Genomic DNA, 18018 nt, shown 5'->3' on the forward strand with positions numbered 1-18018 from the left:
CGATCTCTCTTGGGGTTCCGAAAGATTGACGGCAACCTGGCCAATGTGAAATATCCAGTTGGCGATGAAAGAGATGGTCCAGTCTTCAAGTGCCGGGTCTGCAGCGCGCTCGCACGCGATGGGTGCACGCCAGATATACGAAGCCCTTCGCGAGCAAATCCTCGGCGGCGTCTACGAAACCGGCAGTCAGTTGCCATCCTCCCGGGCCCTGGCAAATGACCTCGGCGTTTCGCGAACCACGGTGACGGTCGCCTATGAGCAACTGGCTGCGGAGGGTTTCATCGAAGTCCGTCAAGGCGCACGACCTCGCGTTGCGTCTTCGTTGATGGGCCATGGGACGGGGCGCACTCACGCGCAACGGGTCGGCCCGATCCACCTGTCCGCATATGGCGAGCGGCTGCGCGCGACGTCACCCTGGCCAGATTATCTGCCGACTGGGCTGAAGGTCGAGTTCCGCTATGGCGACCTCGCGCCGTCGGATTTCCCTTCATTGGTCTGGAAACGCGCGATGAACGAGGCGATGGGGCAGCGCCCGCTGCGTCTTGCCTATGACGATCCTCGCGGCTCGCGCCGGCTTCGCCAGGCGCTTCAGGGCTATCTCTGGCGCGCCCGGACCCTGAGCTGCGACCTCGACCAGATCATAGTTGTGAACGGTTCGCAGCAGGGCCTTGATCTGTGCGCGCGCCTGCTTCTCGATCCCGCCGACCGTTTCGTCATCGAGGATCCGTGCTACAGGATGGCGCGTCAGGTCTTTGCCAGTACGGGTGCCTCACCCATCCCGGTCATCGTGGACGAAGACGGGATGAGGACCAAGTTGCTGGCGGGGATCGGAGCACGACTGGCGTATGTGACGCCATCGCATCAGTTTCCGCTTGGCGGCGTCATGCCGATCGCGCGCCGCCATCAGCTTCTGAAATGGGCGCGGCACAACAACGCCTATGTGATCGAGGACGACTACGACAGCGAATATCGCTACGACATCAATCCGGTCCCTCCGCTGCACAGTCTCGAGGACCACGGGGCTGTCATCTACCTCGGCACGATCTCCAAAACGCTCTCGCCGATGCTGCGCATCGGCTACCTCGTCGTCCCGCCCGAATTGCAGGAGGTCTTCGCAACCGCCAAACAATTCGCAGACCGGCATTCGCCGGTCGCTGAACAGGAAGCGCTGGCATCGTTGATCGAGAGCGGCGGCTACGAAAGCCATGTGCGCCGTGTGCGCAGGCTGAACGGCGAGCGTCGGGAAACGTTGTTGGGTGCCTTGCAGCACAGCTTCGGGGATCGCATCACTGTCCAGGGAGCAGATGCGGGACTGCACGTCGCGGTTTGGTTCAATGACCTGCCACGATCGCGGGAAACGGCCTTGGTCGAATCCGCCCGCGACGCTGGCCTGGGGCTACACCTGATCTCGCCGCTCTACGAACGGCCATCGGACCAAGGCCGCACCGATCGCGTCGGACTTGTCATGGGCTATGCCGCCTTGAGCATTCGGCAGATCGGGAAGGGCGTTGAGGTCCTGCGAGAGGTTGTCAAGCAGGTGCAAGACGCGATGCCGGCGCGGAACAACTGAGACGGGGCGACGCCGAAAGCTGGCGCTGAAAACGGTCCGAGGGCCCGCCGTATTTCTTTCCAAACAGCCAACTGGACCGGGAAAATGCCATGCAACTGGCGCTGTTGATCAGGCCAGTTTTGCAGCAGGTTCCACGAGACGGTTTCCGAGAGCGATGATGACCTGGCGAGGAAAGCTGCTTCACGTCCATATCGCGCCCGCTGCCTCCTATGAAATGGAGGAGCTGGCGCAGGCGCAGCTTATTGCCGGCCAAGGCATTGTCGGAGACCGCTACTACCTGGGGACGGGGACCTATTCCGCGCGTCCTGACGTTCGCGAAGTGACGCTGATCGAAGCTGAAGTCTTGGACGCCATCGCGCAGGGCGAACCCAGAATTCCGGGCTTCAAGGCCAAGCTCGCACCCGAGGATCACCGGCGCAATCTGACGACACGAGGCGTTCCGCTTAGCCATCTTGTCGGCAAACGCTTCCGGGTCGGGGAAACGATTCTCAGGGCCGCCCGGATGAATGTGCCGTGCAAGTATATCGAGGAGTTGCTCGGGCTTTCGGGTCTCTACGAGGGGCTTCTGAACCGCTCCGGCCTGAACTGCACAATCGACGTCGGGGGCGTGATCCGCCCTGGTGATCTGATCTTGCCCATCGACGAGTGAAACGCCATGGCCTCGCCGCGTATTATCATGAAGCTGACCGTGACCGCCGTCCGCAAGGAGCCGGGCGACGTGCTGGTCATCGACCTGAAACACCCACGCAAACCTGTGCTGCCGGCGTTCGAAGCGGGTTCTCACGTCGACGTCCATCTGCCTGAAGGGAAGGTGCGTCAGTATTCACTTTGCGGCGACCCGACCGAGCTGGGCCGCTACACCATCGCGGTGAAGCGCGAGAATGACGGCCGTGGCGGCTCGGCGTGGATCCACGAAACCATTGCCGTCGGCTCCACACTGCCTGTCTCCGCGCCACGCAACCATTTTGCGCTCAAGCCAGGCGAGGGGCCGACTTTGCTGCTGGCAGGGGGAATCGGGATCACCCCGATTCTGGCCATGGCGCGCGCGCTCACCCGGCAGGCCAAGCCCTTTGAGTTGCACTATTTCACCCGCAGCCGGGCGCTCACGCCACTCTTGGCGGCGATCGGGCGCGATCTTCCCGGCGGCAATGTGCGGATTCATTTCGACGACGAGCCTCAGACCCGGCAGGACATCGCCGCGCTGCTGGCGAACCGTTCGGCCGAGGCTCAGGTTTACTATTGCGGGCCGCCTGGCTTCATGGCGGTTGTGGGGCGCGCGGCCGAACACTGGCCCGAGGGTACTGTTCATTTCGAAACTTTCCAGCCTCCCGAGTTTGATGGCGCGCCACCGGAACCATTCGTCATAGAACTGGGTGAGGGCAGGATGGTCGAGGTTTCGGCGCAGACCACGGCGCTCGCGGCCCTGCGCGGGGCCGGTGTGCCGTTGATGGCCTCGTGTGAGAATGGGGTGTGCGGGACCTGCGAATGCGCAATGCTGGCGGGACAGCCGATCCATCGGGATGCCGTCCTGTCCAAGGAGGCACGCGGCCACCGCTTCATCCCCTGCGTGTCGCGCGCGACAGGTTTGTTGAAACTCGATCTTTGACCATTTGGGCGGGGGTCCTGTGAGACCGGCAGCTGATTTGCGGGAAACTGAATGACGAGGAAACTGGAATATCTGAACGAGATCGAGCGCTGCGTCTCCTGGCTCGCAGCCTGGACGATCCACCACGCCAACCACGTCCGCGAGGGCGATGAGATCAAGGTCGGGGGGCATCAGGCCTCGTCCGCGTCGCTGAGCACCATCATGACCGCGCTCTACGGTTCGGTCCTACGCCCGCAGGATCGGGTGGCGGTCAAACCCCATGCGGCGCCGATCTTCCATGCACTTCAGTATCTGGCGGGCAACCAGACTCACGAAAAGCTCATGAACTTCCGCGGCTACAAGGGCGCGCAGAGCTATCCTTCGCGGACGAAGGATGTCGACGATGTCGACTTCTCGACCGGGTCGGTGGGTCTCGGCGTTGCTCAGACGCTGTTCTCGTCACTGGTGCAGGACTACGTCTCGGGTCACGGCTGGATGAAGGAGCGTTCCGAGGGCCGAATGGTCAGCCTGATCGGCGACGCCGAGATGGATGAGGGCAACATCTACGAGGCCCTGATCGAAGGCTGGAAGCACGGGCTCAGGAACTGCTGGTGGGTGGTCGACTACAATCGCCAGTCGCTCGACGCCGTGATCCGGGAGGGCCTCTGGCAGCGGTTCGAGCAGATTTTTCGCAACTTCGGCTGGGACGTGATGGTCCTGCGCCACGGCGCTCTGCAAGAGGCTGCCTTTGCCGAGCCGGGGGGCGAGAAGCTGCTCGAGTGGATAGAGCGCTGTCCGAACCAGCTCTATTCGGCGCTGACCTTCCAAGGGGGTGCTGCCTGGCGCAAGCGGCTGCTCGACGAGATCGGAGACCAAGGGCGGGTAACCACTCTGATAGAACGCCGCTCAGACGACGAGTTGCAGGCGTTGATGACGAACCTTGGCGGGCATGACATGCCGAGCCTCCTCGAAGCCTTCGAGGCGGCGTCCAGGCATGACCGTCCCGTCTGCTTCATCTGTTACACCATCAAGGGCTACGGTCTGCCGCTTGCCGGACACAAGGACAACCACGCGGGGCAGATGACGCCCACGCAGATGGAAGACTACCGCCTGCAGATGGGCGTAAAGCGGGGTGAGGAGTGGGACAAATGGGCGGCCGCCAACTTGCCGGAAGCGGAACTTGACGCCTTCTTCGCAAGGGCGCCGTTCTTCAGTGAGGGCCGTAGGAGGCTGTCTGCGCCGTCGGTGCCGGTGCCCGAAACCCTTCCGTCACCGGGGCAGCCCGGCAAACCGCTCTCGACCCAGATGGGCTTCGGCCAGATCCTGAACGACATCGCACGAGAGCGCAGTCTGCTTGCCGACCGCATTGTCACCACCTCGCCCGATGTGACGGTCTCGACCAATCTCGGTGGCTGGGTTAACCGGCGCGGCCTTTTCGCCCGGGAGACCATGGCGGACACCTTCAAGGCCGAACGCATTCCGTCGACCTTTACCTGGGAATTTGGGCCGAAGGGGCAGCACCTTGAGCTCGGGATCGCCGAGTCGAACCTGATGATCATGCTCGGGGCGCTCGGTCTCTCGCACTCGATTAATGGCGTGCGCCTACTGCCGATCGGGACAGTCTATGATCCCTTCATCTACCGATCGGCCGACCAGCTAAACTACGCCTGCTATCAGGATGCGCGCTTCATGCTGGTCGCAACGCCCTCGGGCGTGACGCTGGCGCCCGAGGGCGGGGCACACCAGTCGATCGGAACCCCATTGATCGGCATGGCGCAGGATGGGCTTTGCGCCTTCGAACCGGCCTTCGTCGACGAACTGTCCGTGATCATGCGCTTTGCCTTCGATTACATGCAACGTAATGGCGAGGGGGATCCGGATGAGATGACGTGGCTGCGTGATCAGACCGGAGGATCGGTCTATCTTCGCCTGTCAACCCGGCCGCTCGAGCAGCCGCTGCGCGACATGAAACCGGCGCTCGCGCGGGACATCGTCAACGGCGCCTATTGGCTGCGTCCGCCCGGGCCGAACGCGAGTGTCGTCATTGCTTACCAAGGCGTTGTCGCGCCGGAGGCGATTGCCGCGACGGGTCTTCTGGCGGAGGACCGGCGCGATGTCGGGCTGCTCGCGATCACCTCCGCGGACCGGCTTAATGCGGGCTGGCAGGCGGCGGAACGAGCCCGGCAGCGTGGCGCGATTGGCGCCCTGAGTCATATCGAGCGGCTGCTCGCGCCGCTATCGCGTGACTGCGGCATCGTCACCGTGATCGACGGCCACCCGGCGACGCTCGCGTGGCTCGGTGGGGTTAACGGGCATCGCGTGAAGGCGCTCGGGGTCGAGCATTTCGGCCAGACGGGGACTATTGCGGACCTCTACCGTCACCACGGCCTGGACACCAACGCCATCGTACATGCGGCACAGGCGGTGAGTGCGGGACCGGCTGTTCGCTACCGGAAGGCGCTGCCTTGACCATGAGCTACCGGACGCTTCGGGCCGGTACGGATCGGCTCACGTCCACCGCCCGGCCATTTCCACGGGCGTTCCGGTTCGCTTCAAAGCGGACAGCTGCCAGGGACACTGTGGACGTTCTGATCGCGCTAGAGTAGCTCGTGCGACCCCCAGGGTCACCTGGAATACGCAGGGAGGCGGCTTTTATTTAGCCTTGCGTCCAATTACGAATTCGATCCAATCCAGTCCGGAGCAAAAGCTCCGCGTCCTCCCGATTTTCGGCTTCGACGTAGCACCGCATTTCCGGGGCATTTCCGGATGGACGCAAATGCAAGACACGCTTATCCGCGAGAGTGATACGAAGCCCGTCAACATCGCTAACCTTGCTTACCACTCCAATCGACCCGACGAAGGCGGCGATGTTAGTTTCCGCTGTACGAAGGTATGTCATGAGGCGAGTGCTGCTTTCGACGGAAAAATTTTCCAAGCGATCCGCAACCGCCGCTGGCAATTGAAAGGAACTGCCAATCTCCGACAGTGGCTGCCCACTTGTATTAACAAGGGAAAGTGCCGCAAGGATGGGGAGAAAACTGTCGCGTGTAGGTAGCGCTGGCAGTTTAGTTCCGTTCGGGTCAAAGTCCGTGCCGGTCAACAAACCACCGTTTGCTTCGAAACCAACCACGCGCTCGTGACCCGACGCAACCAAATCGAGCATGGCAGCAATAACAAATGGCGATCCAACCTTGGTACGCACGACTTTAAAAGAACCTGCGGTCTCGATACCAGAGTTTGATGTGACCGGCGTGACGACTGCCTTCGCTTGCAGGAAGTTCGCCGTAATCAGGCCTAACAAATCACCGCGAAGGGGGTCTCCGTGGTCGTCAGCTACCAGTGGGCGGTCACCATCGCCATCTGCCGAGACGACCGCATCAAGCCGATGCTCTTTGGCCCAGAGCTTGAACTGTTGAGCAGTCTCGTCCGAGACCGCTTCAGTGTCGACAGGAATGAAGCCTTCCGAACGTCCCAGGGTTACGACCGTCGCACAGTGATATGAGAGAATGTCAACCAAGAGATCGCGCGCGACTGTGCTGTGCTGATATACGCCCACCGTTAAGCCCTTTAGAGCATTAATCTCCATAAGCTTTCGATTGCGCGCCATGAAAAAGGCCTTGCATTCGGCCTCCCGGTGCTGCCGACGTGCAACAGCACCTTCAAGGACGTATCCGCGCTTCTCCAACTGCAAGGCGATGCGCGTTATCTCCCGCTCATCACCCTTGTCGATCTCACCGTCGGGTCGATAGAATTTTATTCCATTACGGTCGGCCGGAATGTGCGAGCCTGTGATCATCAAACAACCACTCTTACGCGCCTGAGCATACAGTGCCAGGGCAGGGGTGGGGACGGCGCCGCAATCGACTACGATGAAGCCGAGCGCAGACAGTGCCGCCGCACAGACGGCGGCGATGGCCGGACTCGAGGCGCGAAAGTCGCGCCCTATGAGTATCTCGTCGCCAATTCTGGCCAGGCCGGATTCCAGCAGGAATGTCGCGAATGCCGTTGCATATAGGGCAGAGGCGGCTCCTGCCAATTCTGTCGCCAGGCCCCGTAATCCACTTGTTCCGAATTTCATACCAAATCCGACGTTGCTAACCGGGTTTTGAGGGTAACATGCTCAAACTTTGGCTCGTCCGGAATGCCCATCGACAGATCCCTCGGACGAGAACAAGAAGTACATTCGGTTACCGTAGACGCGCTCGGTTATCGAGGGTTACCCTTGTGAGGATTGACGCAGTCGGCGTCGGCGTGGGCAGCGCACCGTGACCTTCACGGCGACGAGTTGGAGCGGATGGGGTCCGGGCCCGGCAGGGCTCCTCGCGGCTGGCTCACATGAGCGCTATCGCCATCGAGTGATTGTCTCAGTCTACATTAGCTCTGGGTCCCGAAAGCGCGTACAGCAAATCCTCTTATCTATCGCCGTTCGGTGTAGCTCCCGTTCAGAAATGCATGATAGACACTCTCGATGCCTTCCATGAGAGTGATCTTTGCTGCCCATCCCAAAGTGCGCAGCTTGTCGACGCTCATCAGCTTTCGCGGTGTACCGTCAGGTCTAGAGTGATCATGCGCGATCTCCCCAGTAAATCCGACTACACGGCAGATCATTCTGGTCAGCTCTAGGATCGTGATGTCCTGTCCGCAGCCGAGATTGACGTGATCATGGTCAGAGTAGTTCTTCAGAAGGAAGACTAATGCGTCGGCGCAGTCGTCGACGTGCATGAATTCCCGACGTGGTGTGCCCGTGCCCCAGATGGTGATTCGCTTATCACTTATGAGCTTAGCTTCATGCGCTTTCCGGATCAGCGCTGGGATGACGTGGCTTGACTGCAAGTCATAATTGTCGCCTGGCCCGTAGAGATTCGTCGGCATAGCGGAGATGTAGTCGCGGCCATATTGCTGGCGATAGGCTTGAGCCATTTTGATGCCGGTGATCTTGGCGACGGCGTAGCATTCGTTGGTGCGCTCTAGTGGCCCGGTCAAAAGCGCGCTTTCAGGAATGGGCTGTGGTGCCATCTTCGGATAGATGCAAGACGAGCCGAGGAAGAGGACGCGGTCGACATTGTTTTCGTGGGCTGCCGCGAAGATATTGGCCTCGATCATCAGATTGTCGTAAAGAAAGTCGACCGGATAGGTGGCGTTCGCGAGAATACCACCTACCTTTGCCGCCGCCATAATGATAGCGTCCGGTTTCATCACTGCCACGAAGTTTTCAACCTCGGTCTGTCGCTTGAGATCTAGCTCTCCGCGAGGGGCGGCCACAACTTTGCAGTCTTCAGACGCGAGTCGGCGTACAACAGCGCTGCCCACCATACCTTTGTGGCCAGCGACCCACACGGTTTTTCCGTTCAGATCATACATTACGCTTCCTTCATGACTACAGATGTCTGCATGACCTTCAGGTCTTCGCGGACCATTTCCGCAGCAAGGTCGCGCACGGATATCTCATGCACCCAGCCGAGCTTCTCCTTCGCCTTGGTAGCGTCACCCAGGAGAAGATCGACTTCCGTGGGGCGGAAGTAGCGTGGGTCCACTTGGACTAGGCATCTGCCGCTCGCTAGATCATAGCCCTTTTCGTCGACACCCTTGCCCCGCCATTCGATCTCGACGCCGACATCTTCGAAAGCCCACTCGACGAATTGGCGGACAGGAGTCGTTTTGCCCGTAGCCAGCACGTAATCATCCGGTTGATCCTGCTGCATCATCATCCACATACCTCGCACGTACTCACGCGCATGGCCCCAATCGCGTTGAGCATCGAGATTGCCGAGATAAAGCTTGTCCTGCTTGCCCAGGTAAATAGCAGCGGCAGCGCGGGTGATCTTGCGCGTCACAAAAGTTTCGCCACGGAGGGGGCTTTCGTGATTAAAAAGAATGCCGTTGGAAGCGTGCATACCATAGCCCTCACGATAATTGACGACCATCCAGTAGGCGTAGAGCTTGGCGGCGGCGTAAGGGCTGCGCGGATAAAAGGGCGTCGTTTCGTTCTGCGGTACGGACTGCACGAGGCCGTATAGCTCTGACGTCGAGGCTTGATAGAAGCGGGTCTTGTCCGTCAGACCGAGGAGGCGAATCGCCTCAAGAAGTCGCAATGTACCGATACCGTCCGCGTTTGCTGTGTACTCAGGTGTTTCGAACGACACCTGGACATGGCTCTGAGCAGCCAAGTTGTAAATTTCGTCTGGCTGAGATTCCTGAACCACGCGGATGAGGTTAGTCGAATCAGTGAGATCACCGTAATGCAAGATTAAGCGCGGATCGGATTCGTGCGGGTCTTGGTAGAGGTCTTCGATACGACCGGTGTTGAAGGAAGAGGAACGTCGCTTAATCCCATGAACGATGTAGTCTTTTTTGAGAAGAAGACGGGCAAGATAGGCACCATCCTGTCCAGTTATGCCCGTAATAAGAGCAACTTTCCTGCTATCACCCATTCTATTCCTGCTCAATTAAAGTTTAAAGTTTCGGCTCCGGCTCGCCACGCCGACACAATGTGCGGCCCGCCCCGTGCCCCATGGAGCACTTCGACAGATGCGGCGCGAAGATCGTCATTGACTGTCCGCCAGCCGAGCACACCTGCTCTGCTTAGAGTCACGAGCAAAAATAGAGTCGCGCCGCTAACCTGTCGGACTCGTACATGCGGTCTGAGTGCCGCTCAGCTCACGCCCTGAGCGACATGTACTCCCAGCACCTTGCAGCTGATTTGCTCTTCTATCAGCGAGTGAGGACGCCTTTCTTTCTTGCTTCAGCGTCTTCTAATGGGAATTGTTTGGATCCGTGAAATCGATTGTTTGGATAAAGTGCATCCACAGAATGGATGGTCTGAGCGAGCAGCGGGGGCGCATCGCCGGCCCGGAGTCGTAGCGCGAGCTTCCGTTCGGGGCGAGGACAAAGTTCGTGGCCGCGAGCGTCACCACAGCATCCGGCACAGGTCGTGCAGAACTTTGGGAGCCGACTGCGGATTCTGTCGATCAGCTGGTTCCAGGCGCGTCGAGCCATCGACCTCATCTCGCCCGGTACCGGTTGCTGTATGCAGCCTTGCACCCTTGGCGTACGGCGTCGACGGAATGATTTGCTTCGGCAGGCAGTGTCGTAGCGTTTCCGGCTGTTTCGGCTCTATTGACCGGGCCCGCGTCAGCCGAGCCCCTTCATCATGGCATCCAACACATGGATGGCCGGCATCCACTCAATAGATTTTACATATGCGGCGGAGGCCCAGTAGAGAAGGCTGAACCGGAAGCGAGGGCAACCCTAAGCGAGGGCATCGGCTTCAAGCTTTGCGAGCGTCACGGGATTAGTGGGCAGTGCTGAGTGAGCTCTTCTGCCCTGTGGCCCGGCCTCTGCCAAGGGCCCGGCGTCAGGGTCTACTAGTGTCGACTAAGGATTCCAAACCGGATGCAACCTCCTCTCCGAAACGAGATTTCCGAAAATGCATGTTAGTGGATTGGAAAAGCGCCGGTTCGTCGTCTCTCGGAGGCGTACGGGGTTCGGTGATTGTCTGTGGTCGTTGGCGGCCGCTTGGCGCTACGCGCAGCGGTCGGGACGAACTCTAGCCATCGACTGGCGGGGGGCCTGCTACCTCGACCAACCCTTCACAAATGCGTTTCCGGTGTTCTTCCAGCCGATCAATGACATCGCTGGGGTGCCGGCTATTTCCGACGACCGGATCAACGACGTTTCCTTCCCTGGTCCATTCTTCCCAGAGTGGTGGAACAGGCCGGCGATCGAGTGCCTTTACCGGCCAGATGAGCAGATTTTCCAAGAGCGCGATGAGTTGGGCGAGCTCTTTCAGGCCGAACACGATGTCGAAGCGAACACAGTAGTGTGTGACGCTTGTCTGATGTGGCGGTGCGATGAGGAAGCAGAGCGGCAGGTGTTCCAGAGTGTCAAGCCTCGGCCAGAAATTCAAGCCCGCATAGATGCCATTTATCAGGAATGTTTTGAGGGGCACAGCATCATCGGGATCCATGTTCGGCACGGCAACGGTGAAGACATCATGGAGCATGCGCCCTACTGGGCCGATCCGGAGCTCGCCGTTCGGCAAGTGTGCGCTGCAATTGAGAAGGCTAAGGCGTTACCGCACCCTAGGCCTGTGCGGCTGTTCTTATGCACGGACAGCGCGCGGATACTGGATCTTCTGTCGGCCAGGTTTCCCGATCTGCTCACTGTCCCGAAGCACTTCGGATCCAATCAAGGTGGCCCCTTACACACTGCAGCACTCGGGATTGACGGCGGAATTTCCGCCCTCGTTGAGATGTATCTTCTCGGGCGCTGCGATACCGTAATTCGGTTTCCCCCGACGAGCGCCTTTACACGATATGCACGTCTATTCGCACCACGGGTAATTGAATTCGATCTGAAGGAGCCAAGTCGTTTGACTTTGATAGAAGACAGCCAAGTCTCTGATCTCAGTTAAGACCCGCGACCTGCGCAATTCGGCAGAGGCAACCAACAGGCTTAGTTGAATGCGCATTTCTCATCGACGCCAGTGGAGGCGTCGTACATTACCGATAGGGTCGTCATCTGGCGCCGCCCGCAACGCGCCAGAACTTCGCTGTTACGCGGGGGGCCGCAGACAAGCCAGAGCGACGGCGATCGTGACGCTGACGCTCGAAAGAACGCGGGCGATCACTCCAGAGACGAAATCGAGGTTAGTTATGAAAGTGATTCCCGTGATCATCAGCGGCGGAGCCGGATCGCGGCTATGGCCCGCCTCAAGGCAATCGCACCCCAAACCTTTCCTCAAAGTAGCGGATGGATATTCTCTCATTCAGCACACTGTGCTGCGCGCCGCTTCGATAGAAGGTGTCGTGGAACTCGTCGCTGTGACATCCGGGGAACACCTCTTCCTGACCAAGGACGAATTTGACGAACTGGATTCCGTGGTCCTGCCACGCACCTTTCTGCTCGAGCCCGAAGCTCGGGATACGGCCGCCGCCGTGGCTGCAGCCGCGATCCATGCGAGGGTAACGCAAGGCCCTGACGCGATCCTGTGCGTTTTCCCGGCCGATCACCTGATTAGCAACCTGCCTGCGTTTCTAGACGTCATGGGCCTGGCCATGGAACATGCGAAGCTCGGGCGGATCGCCACATTGGGCATCACCCCAACCAGACCGGACACGGCATTCGGCTACATCGAAGCAGATGGTGAGAACGTCGTCCGTTTCGTTGAAAAACCGGATCTGGATACAGCCAAAGCCTATGTCGCGTCTCAACGCTTCTTCTGGAACGCCGGCATCTTCTGCTTCAGTGCGCAAACCATGCTCGACGAGATGGTTTTGCATTGTCCCGAGGTGCTCCAGGCCGTCGCCGACAGCTACGAGAACGGCCGCGCCAGTCAATGCCAAGGCTTTGCCAAAATCGAACTCGCGCTTGAGCATTTCGGTTCCGCGCCGCGGATCTCGCTCGACCACGCTGTCATGGAGAAAACTAACAAACTTGCCGTGATTCCCTGCGACATGGATTGGAGCGACATCGGATCTTGGAACGCAATGGCCGATTTGATCGCCCCCGACGAAAGCGGGAACAGGATACACGGCGATGTGCACATGGTCGACACGACCGGCACCTATGTGAGCTCCGACAAGCGCGTCATCGGCACGGTGGGCGTAAGCGATCTGGTGATCGTGGATTCCCCGGACGCTTTGCTTGTCACATCCCGCGACCGCGTTCAGGACGTTAAGAAGCTCTTCGAGTGCCTCAAGGCTTCGGGACATGAAGCTCATCTGGTCCATAGCACGGTACACCGGCCCTGGGGTTCCTATACGGTTCTGGAGGAAGGCGAGCGCTTCAAGATCAAACGCATCGAGGTGAAGCCCGGTCGCCAGTTGAGCCTGCAGATGCACTATCATCGTTCGGAGCACTGGGTCGTGGTCAGCGGCTCCGCCAAGATCGTCAATGGCGAGCAGGAGTTGTTCCTGGGGACAAACGAATCTACTTACATCCCCTGCGGCCATAAGCATCGGCTCGAGAACCCAGGCAGAATTGACCTGGTGATCATCGAAGTGCAGAGCGGCGATTATCTCGCCGAGGATGATATCGTTCGCTTCGACGACGAATATGGTCGAACGTAGATAACAGTACAAAAAAGTTAAACGACGAGGCGTCGCTCAAGGATCTCTGTCGTGGGTTCTGGGCCTGACATTGGCAAGCAGCGGGCCGAGCGTGTCATAGTATCCGCCCCGCGCTCTCCAGGCACTCGATCGTGGTCGAAAACGTCGGTGAGCGCTTGACAGCGCGCCGTCCGCGGTAACGAAGACTTCAGATCTTTCTCAGGCGGACCAGTTGCTCAGCTGTTCAACGGCACAGCCGTATTTCAGCCTGTAGGCGGCAACGAAATCCTCATCGCTGCAGATGCAGCGGCCGCTGGAATCTTTGGCTTTCGGATCATGGAGGTGAGAACCAAGGGGGCGCAGTAGATTCACGCGAGTGCTGGTCGTCGGACTCATCGGAAAACCCGCACTATGCTTGACCAGGTCTGCGGCAAGCATGATCCCGGCAAGCGCTGATTGAAAGGCCATCGGAACCACGGTTCGAAGGAGACGACTTCCATCGCTAAGCTGGAACACCAGGCCGCCGCAGATAACCTGCTGATAAAAGGAACGGAGGGGCTGGCCAACAAACGCGGCGAGCGGCTCAAACGGCACAGCCATCGCCGTAGCCACCCGAGCTACGAACTCATTGGTGACTCCGGTATTGGTCTGCAGGAGCGTTTTTACCTCCTCGTGTGCTTCCGGCATTCCGAGTTCCTCCGCGACCAGTTGGTGTTCGTCCTTGGATTTCCCGGTCGGCATGTACATGCAGCAAAGGCAAGCCTGGCCGTCATCGAAACCATGCCGCGAGATGCCTAGATCTTGCTCCTGAGTCCAGGCGTTCGCGATCCATCGGGGCAGAGCACCTTGGACAGCTAGACGGTCGGCGGCGGTGTCAAGCGCCACACCCACTCGGTCGAATACCCAATCGCCCCGGCGCGCAACATATTCTGCCCACTTCATAGGGTGCGCCTCCACTTCAAGGGCGGTGGACCGAAGGGCGTGGGTTGCTAGGGCCGCCTTAGAGAGGCCGACCTCCGCCTGACCTGCCAACACGTAGCGCTGCAGGTTTGAGAGTTCGACAGCTTCGTGATCAACTACATGCAGGCGCCCCGACAGACCGGATTGCCTCGCCAGCGCCCAGAGCGAGCCATGGCCTATCGCGCCGAGCCCAACGAGGTGCGTTTCGCCAAGGTCGACAGGGAAATTTAAGGGGCTGGAATCGCCGGCGTTGCTCTTGTTGTAGGTGCATAAAGAGACGTCGATGTTCTCGTCCAGCTCGGCGCCGGTCAACTGGGAAGCAAAGACGGTTCGAAAGACGTTGGCGGCGGCAAAGCAGCTTGCGGCGCCGGCTCCATAGGGCAGCAAGCTCGAGCCAGAGCCCACCGGGTCCGTACGCGACAGCTTTGCCGCCCAACCCTGCGATCCCATGAAAAACGTTGGGCACCGAAGTGATGGGTGCACCGCGCCTGCAGCTACACAGACCGTCGCATACTTGCCGGAACGCCGGATGCTGATTTTTGGATTGATCGACTTTGCCAAGCGCTCGAGCGCTTGGGCTTGAGAGCTCGCGGCCATGTCCAGGGGGAGTATGGCCAGAACCGGATAAAGTCTGGCAAGCAACCTGACCGTAAGGTCAAGCGTCGCCTGGCCCTCGGCACACGAAGCGGCTTGGCTGTCGAAGGCCACAGCCACGACCTGCTTTTCGAGGGCTGCTTTGAAGTCGCATAGATGAAAGTCGGCCAGCACCTGAGAAGCTGCCGTGGCGGCGCGGTCGATGAAGTTAGCGAGTGCCATCGTTCAACCCGTTATCGTGATCATCCGCCTGAGTGCCGCGGATGGGACCTCATTCCAGTTCGCCTTCGCGTCAAGTCGATAGGCGGCGACCCGAGCAAGATCGAAAGGCTCGCGGGCGAAATTGGGCACCACCAGCGACAGACACCCAACCGTCGTAGCGACCGCGTAGGCGTCGTCGGTCGTCGAATGGTAGGCTCGGCCCGGATGGCTATGGATCTGGGCGAAGAGTTTAAGGCTGCTCTTGTAGAGCCAGACATTGAGCCGGTGTAGTTCTTCGGCCGGAACTATCACGCAAACGCCGTCGCCCGTCCGAATGTGACGCTGTGCCGGTATAACGGTCTCTGTTACGCCAAAGTGCTGGTCCTGCTGAACGCCGACCCAGAGCGCCATCCCCTCATGGCCCTGTCGCCCAACTGAGCGCAGGTGCGCCTGGACACTTGAAAGACAGTCTCGGGGAAGAGCGACTGTCCCGACATCCTTGAGCTCGGTCATTCTGGAATGGCGGGTAGGGGTGCTATCATGGCTCCCACTGAGATTTGGAACTGATACTGAAGCTGCTCCACGGGACCGGTCCCGTACTTGATGATCTTGTCCAGGATGAAGGCCAAACAGCCTTCGCCAGAACCCCGGTGGAGAAGCCATGAATCACCTGAATGGGCTGGATTGTCGTGGTATTCCCGGACGCCTGACATGCACAGGAATGGCGTGTGTTCCGCACTGTTGGCCTGGATGAAGTCCGACAGCGACAGAGCGTTCTGCTGCATGAGGACCAAAATCATATCCGGTGGGGTTCCGGGTAGATGCGGTCGTCTCAGCATCCTGAGCAGCAAATCCTTCCGGGCAATCGGCCGGCGTATAAAGGGGTCTACGAAGACCACCGACGGAGGTCGGAGGTCGTAATTGGAGAAGTCGATCTCGACAGCTGCACCGATGATCTGTGGCTTTATCTTCGGCGGTACGAAGATGAAGAAGGCCGTCGGGAAGCTCGCCTCGATTAGGAAACAACCCTGAGCCCGGTAAATACCTGCTTGTGTTTGGAACCAGCCGATCTGCCGACCGAACTTCGCTCGGGACACCTCCGGGTCCACAGTTTGGAGTTCAGGCACCTGCGACGCCCGCCTTCAGGCTGAGGAACAGGGTCACAGTGGTCGCGAAACCGAAATCGCCAACTTTTTTGTCGACGTCGAGCAAGGTGCCGGCCTCGTCCTTGAATTCCCAATTCTCGGCCGGTTGGGCGACGTTCTGCGTATTTTCAAGCGCTTTGGTGCGGACGACGTGAAGCGGCTGGTTGGGATTGGCTTCGACCTGTGTGGGCTGGCCGTTCACCACCACCGTGATCTCGATCTTCCCGGGGCCGCCGCCGTGATTTTCGCCCTTGCCCGAATCCTTCGACATTGTCCTACTCCTGTGGCTTACCAACGGGCCCCAAGCCGCCAGTGCAGACCTGCTAGTGAGCGGGCTGGCGGTCCTCAATCGTCCACTCGGCGCCACGGACCGCGAGTACGCGAAAGACAAGGGATAACATCGAATCGATGCTGTCTCCTTTTATGGGGACTTGTGCGGCAAGTAAACGGCCGAAACTGCTCTTCACAACTATAATCGATTTGAGCATTGGCAAAATACCGGCCCCCACCTATTCATAAACCCGCCGCCGCTTGCTCATTCCACTGGCCGCGTGCAACTCGGGCACTCAGTGATTCAGTTGGCAACATGCAAAATGGACCCACGCCCCAATATCCAACGTCGAAGTCGGCAATACCCCCGCAAGTTGTCCCTGCTCGTTTGGAATAACGCGCCTGGGTTGGGCCCGCTCTCGCCCTCTCCTGACAACGTCGCCCAGGCCCTCGCTCGCGAGATCGGCTCGCGGGTGCAGATCGCGGGCGCTCGCGCTGCGAGCGTGCTTGGCCTCTGACGCAAGTTCCGGCCAGGAGCACTTACCTGGCCGATGGCCTTCTCGTCGCGTTGTTGTGGATCTGCGTCACGCCTCCCCGAAGCATCTGATCGCCCCGGGCAGCGCCGCTGGCACCGTCGTGCACGCTCTGCGTCACCTGGATCCAATGCTTGCGCACGACGTTGCCCAGGTGGCCGCGCGCCAGCTATCGGTGAGCGACAAGAAAGCACTTGTCGCTGGCGCCACTCGGGCACCTGCATGGATGCGGCCGACGCTCGTCGCCATCGCCAACAACGCAAGTGGTGCCCTTGGTGGATAAGGTTGCCCTCTTGCCGTCCGAAATGCGACTGCGGACCTGCGCTCCGACTACCGTGGCATGCCGCCGTATGTTCGATGAAAAGCCACTGTCGTGCGACGAAGTCGTTTCGCGTCACCGGAAATTTAAAGAAACCACCAATGCCTCGTCGCCCGTTCTGCAGAAGCCGGACGAGTAATTCAAGTCTGAGCAGCGTACGGCCGAATACAGGGCCCGTTCCAATTGGGGCAATCGGCCGGCACTGGCGGTGGCGTGATGGCGACAGGAACAGTTCTCGATCTTTTTACTTCGCCAACCACTGCTTTGCGCCCCCGTCTCGGCCGTCCAGGGCCTCGTAGCCGCCGCCTGAAAGCGGACGTCCCCGACAGCGAAATTCAGTTCGAGTGTGTGCTTGAGCGGACAAGTTTGTCTTCGGATCGCTCTATCTTAGCAGGGGCGCCACGAACCCACGGTCGATCGATTTGGTTGCGCCGCCGCCAGATCTCGGCCAGAGGAGGTCTCGTGGCGCATGAGAGAGCGCTCTATGGCGCGGATGATCGCGATCAGCAGCAGATTGATCACGAGGTAGAGCACGCCGGCAATGGCGAAGATCTCGAAAATCGCGAAGGTCTGGCTCATCAGCCGCTTGGCGAGGTGAAGCCGTCGAGAACTGGCGCGGCGTCGCTGCTGAAGCCGGCATCGGCAAGGCCGAAGTCAACCGCATGGCGTCGGCGTTCGAACACGACGACCTGTCCTAGGCGCTTGCGTAGAAGTGTAGATGTCATCCCTGAAACGCAGGCGCTTCTCGGGCTGACAGCGTAACGCCGGTGGAACGCCTGGTCGGCACAGGAA

At 59.7% G+C, this 18018-nt stretch carries 14 protein-coding genes and 1 pseudogene; 7 read left to right on the plus strand and 8 right to left on the minus strand.

Annotated elements, in window-relative coordinates; genetic code table 11:
• Nucleotides 1–64 precede the first annotated feature (64 nt).
• The 4 genes from X751_RS136930 (at nucleotide 65) to X751_RS136915 (ending at nucleotide 5624) form a co-directional block, all read left to right on the plus strand.
• A complete protein-coding gene (locus tag X751_RS136930) occupies nucleotides 65–1570 on the plus strand; it encodes a PLP-dependent aminotransferase family protein (RefSeq protein ID WP_031215355.1) in 1506 nt (501 codons plus the stop codon).
• A 157-nt stretch (nucleotides 1571–1727) separates the two neighbouring features.
• Nucleotides 1728–2219: an MOSC domain-containing protein gene (locus X751_RS136925; protein ID WP_023711837.1), complete on the plus strand. Its 492-nt coding sequence runs from the start codon at nucleotides 1728–1730 to the stop codon at nucleotides 2217–2219.
• Nucleotides 2220–2225: 6 nt separating this feature from the next.
• Complete coding sequence (locus tag X751_RS136920; protein WP_023672393.1) at nucleotides 2226–3176, plus strand: PDR/VanB family oxidoreductase; 951 nt, start codon at nucleotides 2226–2228, stop codon at nucleotides 3174–3176.
• A gap of 51 nt (nucleotides 3177–3227) precedes the next feature.
• Entirely contained in the window at nucleotides 3228–5624 is a 2397-nt protein-coding gene (locus X751_RS136915; protein ID WP_023672394.1) for a transketolase, read from the plus strand.
• 187 nt (nucleotides 5625–5811) lie between these two features.
• Here X751_RS136915 and X751_RS136910 read toward each other — a convergent pair whose 3' ends face one another.
• The 3 genes from X751_RS136910 to gmd form a co-directional block, all read right to left on the minus strand.
• Nucleotides 5812–7233 carry a phosphomannomutase gene (locus X751_RS136910; protein WP_023746211.1) on the minus strand — a complete coding sequence of 474 codons (1422 nt, stop codon included), beginning with the start codon at nucleotides 7231–7233 and terminating at the stop codon, nucleotides 5812–5814.
• Between the two features lie 338 nt (nucleotides 7234–7571).
• Nucleotides 7572–8516: a GDP-L-fucose synthase gene (locus tag X751_RS136905; RefSeq protein WP_023672396.1), complete on the minus strand. Its 945-nt coding sequence runs from the start codon at nucleotides 8514–8516 to the stop codon at nucleotides 7572–7574.
• Nucleotides 8516–9586 carry a GDP-mannose 4,6-dehydratase gene (gmd, locus tag X751_RS136900; protein ID WP_023672397.1) on the minus strand — a complete coding sequence of 357 codons (1071 nt, stop codon included), beginning with the start codon at nucleotides 9584–9586 and terminating at the stop codon, nucleotides 8516–8518. The genes X751_RS136905 and gmd overlap by 1 nt, the downstream gene beginning before the upstream one ends.
• A gap of 995 nt (nucleotides 9587–10581) precedes the next feature.
• On the opposite strand from gmd, the gene X751_RS136895 reads away from it, so the two are divergent.
• Nucleotides 10582–11568, plus strand: a complete 987-nt coding sequence (locus tag X751_RS136895) for a nodulation protein NodZ (protein ID WP_023708037.1) — start codon at nucleotides 10582–10584, stop codon at nucleotides 11566–11568.
• Nucleotides 11569–11809: 241 nt separating this feature from the next.
• On the plus strand, nucleotides 11810–13225 hold the full coding sequence (locus X751_RS136890; protein ID WP_023746212.1) for a mannose-1-phosphate guanylyltransferase/mannose-6-phosphate isomerase: 1416 nt from the start codon (nucleotides 11810–11812) through the stop codon (nucleotides 13223–13225).
• Nucleotides 13226–13423: 198 nt separating this feature from the next.
• Here X751_RS136890 and X751_RS136885 read toward each other — a convergent pair whose 3' ends face one another.
• The 4 genes from X751_RS136885 to X751_RS136870 all read right to left on the minus strand — a co-directional run bounded on the left by X751_RS136885 (nucleotide 13424) and on the right by X751_RS136870 (nucleotide 16375).
• On the minus strand, nucleotides 13424–14980 hold the full coding sequence (locus X751_RS136885; RefSeq protein WP_023746213.1) for an E2 ligase fold family C protein: 1557 nt from the start codon (nucleotides 14978–14980) through the stop codon (nucleotides 13424–13426).
• A gap of 3 nt (nucleotides 14981–14983) precedes the next feature.
• Nucleotides 14984–15370, minus strand: coding sequence for a hypothetical protein (locus tag X751_RS136880; RefSeq protein WP_245261414.1), 387 nt, complete (start codon nucleotides 15368–15370; stop codon nucleotides 14984–14986).
• Nucleotides 15371–15468: 98 nt separating this feature from the next.
• Nucleotides 15469–16086 carry a putative metal-binding protein gene (locus tag X751_RS136875; RefSeq protein WP_023746214.1) on the minus strand — a complete coding sequence of 206 codons (618 nt, stop codon included), beginning with the start codon at nucleotides 16084–16086 and terminating at the stop codon, nucleotides 15469–15471.
• Nucleotides 16079–16375 (minus strand): DUF2604 domain-containing protein, encoded by a 297-nt coding sequence (locus X751_RS136870; protein ID WP_023672403.1) that lies wholly within the window; start codon nucleotides 16373–16375, stop codon nucleotides 16079–16081. The genes X751_RS136875 and X751_RS136870 overlap by 8 nt, the downstream gene beginning before the upstream one ends.
• 400 nt (nucleotides 16376–16775) lie before the next feature.
• On the opposite strand from X751_RS136870, the pseudogene X751_RS1000000168245 reads away from it, so the two are divergent.
• Nucleotides 16776–17190: pseudogene (locus X751_RS1000000168245) on the plus strand (DUF6088 family protein); the annotation flags it as partial.
• A 423-nt stretch (nucleotides 17191–17613) separates the two neighbouring features.
• Here X751_RS1000000168245 and X751_RS136865 read toward each other — a convergent pair.
• On the minus strand, nucleotides 17614–17805 hold the full coding sequence (locus tag X751_RS136865; protein ID WP_023672407.1) for a hypothetical protein: 192 nt from the start codon (nucleotides 17803–17805) through the stop codon (nucleotides 17614–17616).
• Nucleotides 17806–18018: the final 213 nt, after the last annotated feature.

The sequence above is a fragment of the Mesorhizobium sp. LNJC394B00 genome (genome assembly GCF_000502555.1).
Lineage (GTDB): Bacteria > Pseudomonadota > Alphaproteobacteria > Rhizobiales > Rhizobiaceae > Mesorhizobium.

Coding starts and splice junctions, on each gene's coding strand:
- X751_RS136930 (WP_031215355.1), top strand. CDS start 65: ATGAAAGAGATGGTCCAGTCTTCAAGTGCCGGGTCTGCAGCGCGCTCG.
- X751_RS136925 (WP_023711837.1), top strand. CDS start 1,728: ATGACCTGGCGAGGAAAGCTGCTTCACGTCCATATCGCGCCCGCTGCC.
- X751_RS136920 (WP_023672393.1), top strand. CDS start 2,226: ATGGCCTCGCCGCGTATTATCATGAAGCTGACCGTGACCGCCGTCCGC.
- X751_RS136915 (WP_023672394.1), top strand. CDS start 3,228: ATGACGAGGAAACTGGAATATCTGAACGAGATCGAGCGCTGCGTCTCC.
- X751_RS136910 (WP_023746211.1), bottom strand. CDS start 7,233: ATGAAATTCGGAACAAGTGGATTACGGGGCCTGGCGACAGAATTGGCA.
- X751_RS136905 (WP_023672396.1), bottom strand. CDS start 8,516: ATGTATGATCTGAACGGAAAAACCGTGTGGGTCGCTGGCCACAAAGGT.
- gmd (WP_023672397.1), bottom strand. CDS start 9,586: ATGGGTGATAGCAGGAAAGTTGCTCTTATTACGGGCATAACTGGACAG.
- X751_RS136895 (WP_023708037.1), top strand. CDS start 10,582: ATGCATGTTAGTGGATTGGAAAAGCGCCGGTTCGTCGTCTCTCGGAGG.
- X751_RS136890 (WP_023746212.1), top strand. CDS start 11,810: ATGAAAGTGATTCCCGTGATCATCAGCGGCGGAGCCGGATCGCGGCTA.
- X751_RS136885 (WP_023746213.1), bottom strand. CDS start 14,980: ATGGCACTCGCTAACTTCATCGACCGCGCCGCCACGGCAGCTTCTCAG.
- X751_RS136880 (WP_245261414.1), bottom strand. CDS start 15,370: ATGGCGCTCTGGGTCGGCGTTCAGCAGGACCAGCACTTTGGCGTAACA.
- X751_RS136870 (WP_023672403.1), bottom strand. CDS start 16,375: ATGTCGAAGGATTCGGGCAAGGGCGAAAATCACGGCGGCGGCCCCGGG.
- X751_RS136865 (WP_023672407.1), bottom strand. CDS start 17,805: ATGAGCCAGACCTTCGCGATTTTCGAGATCTTCGCCATTGCCGGCGTG.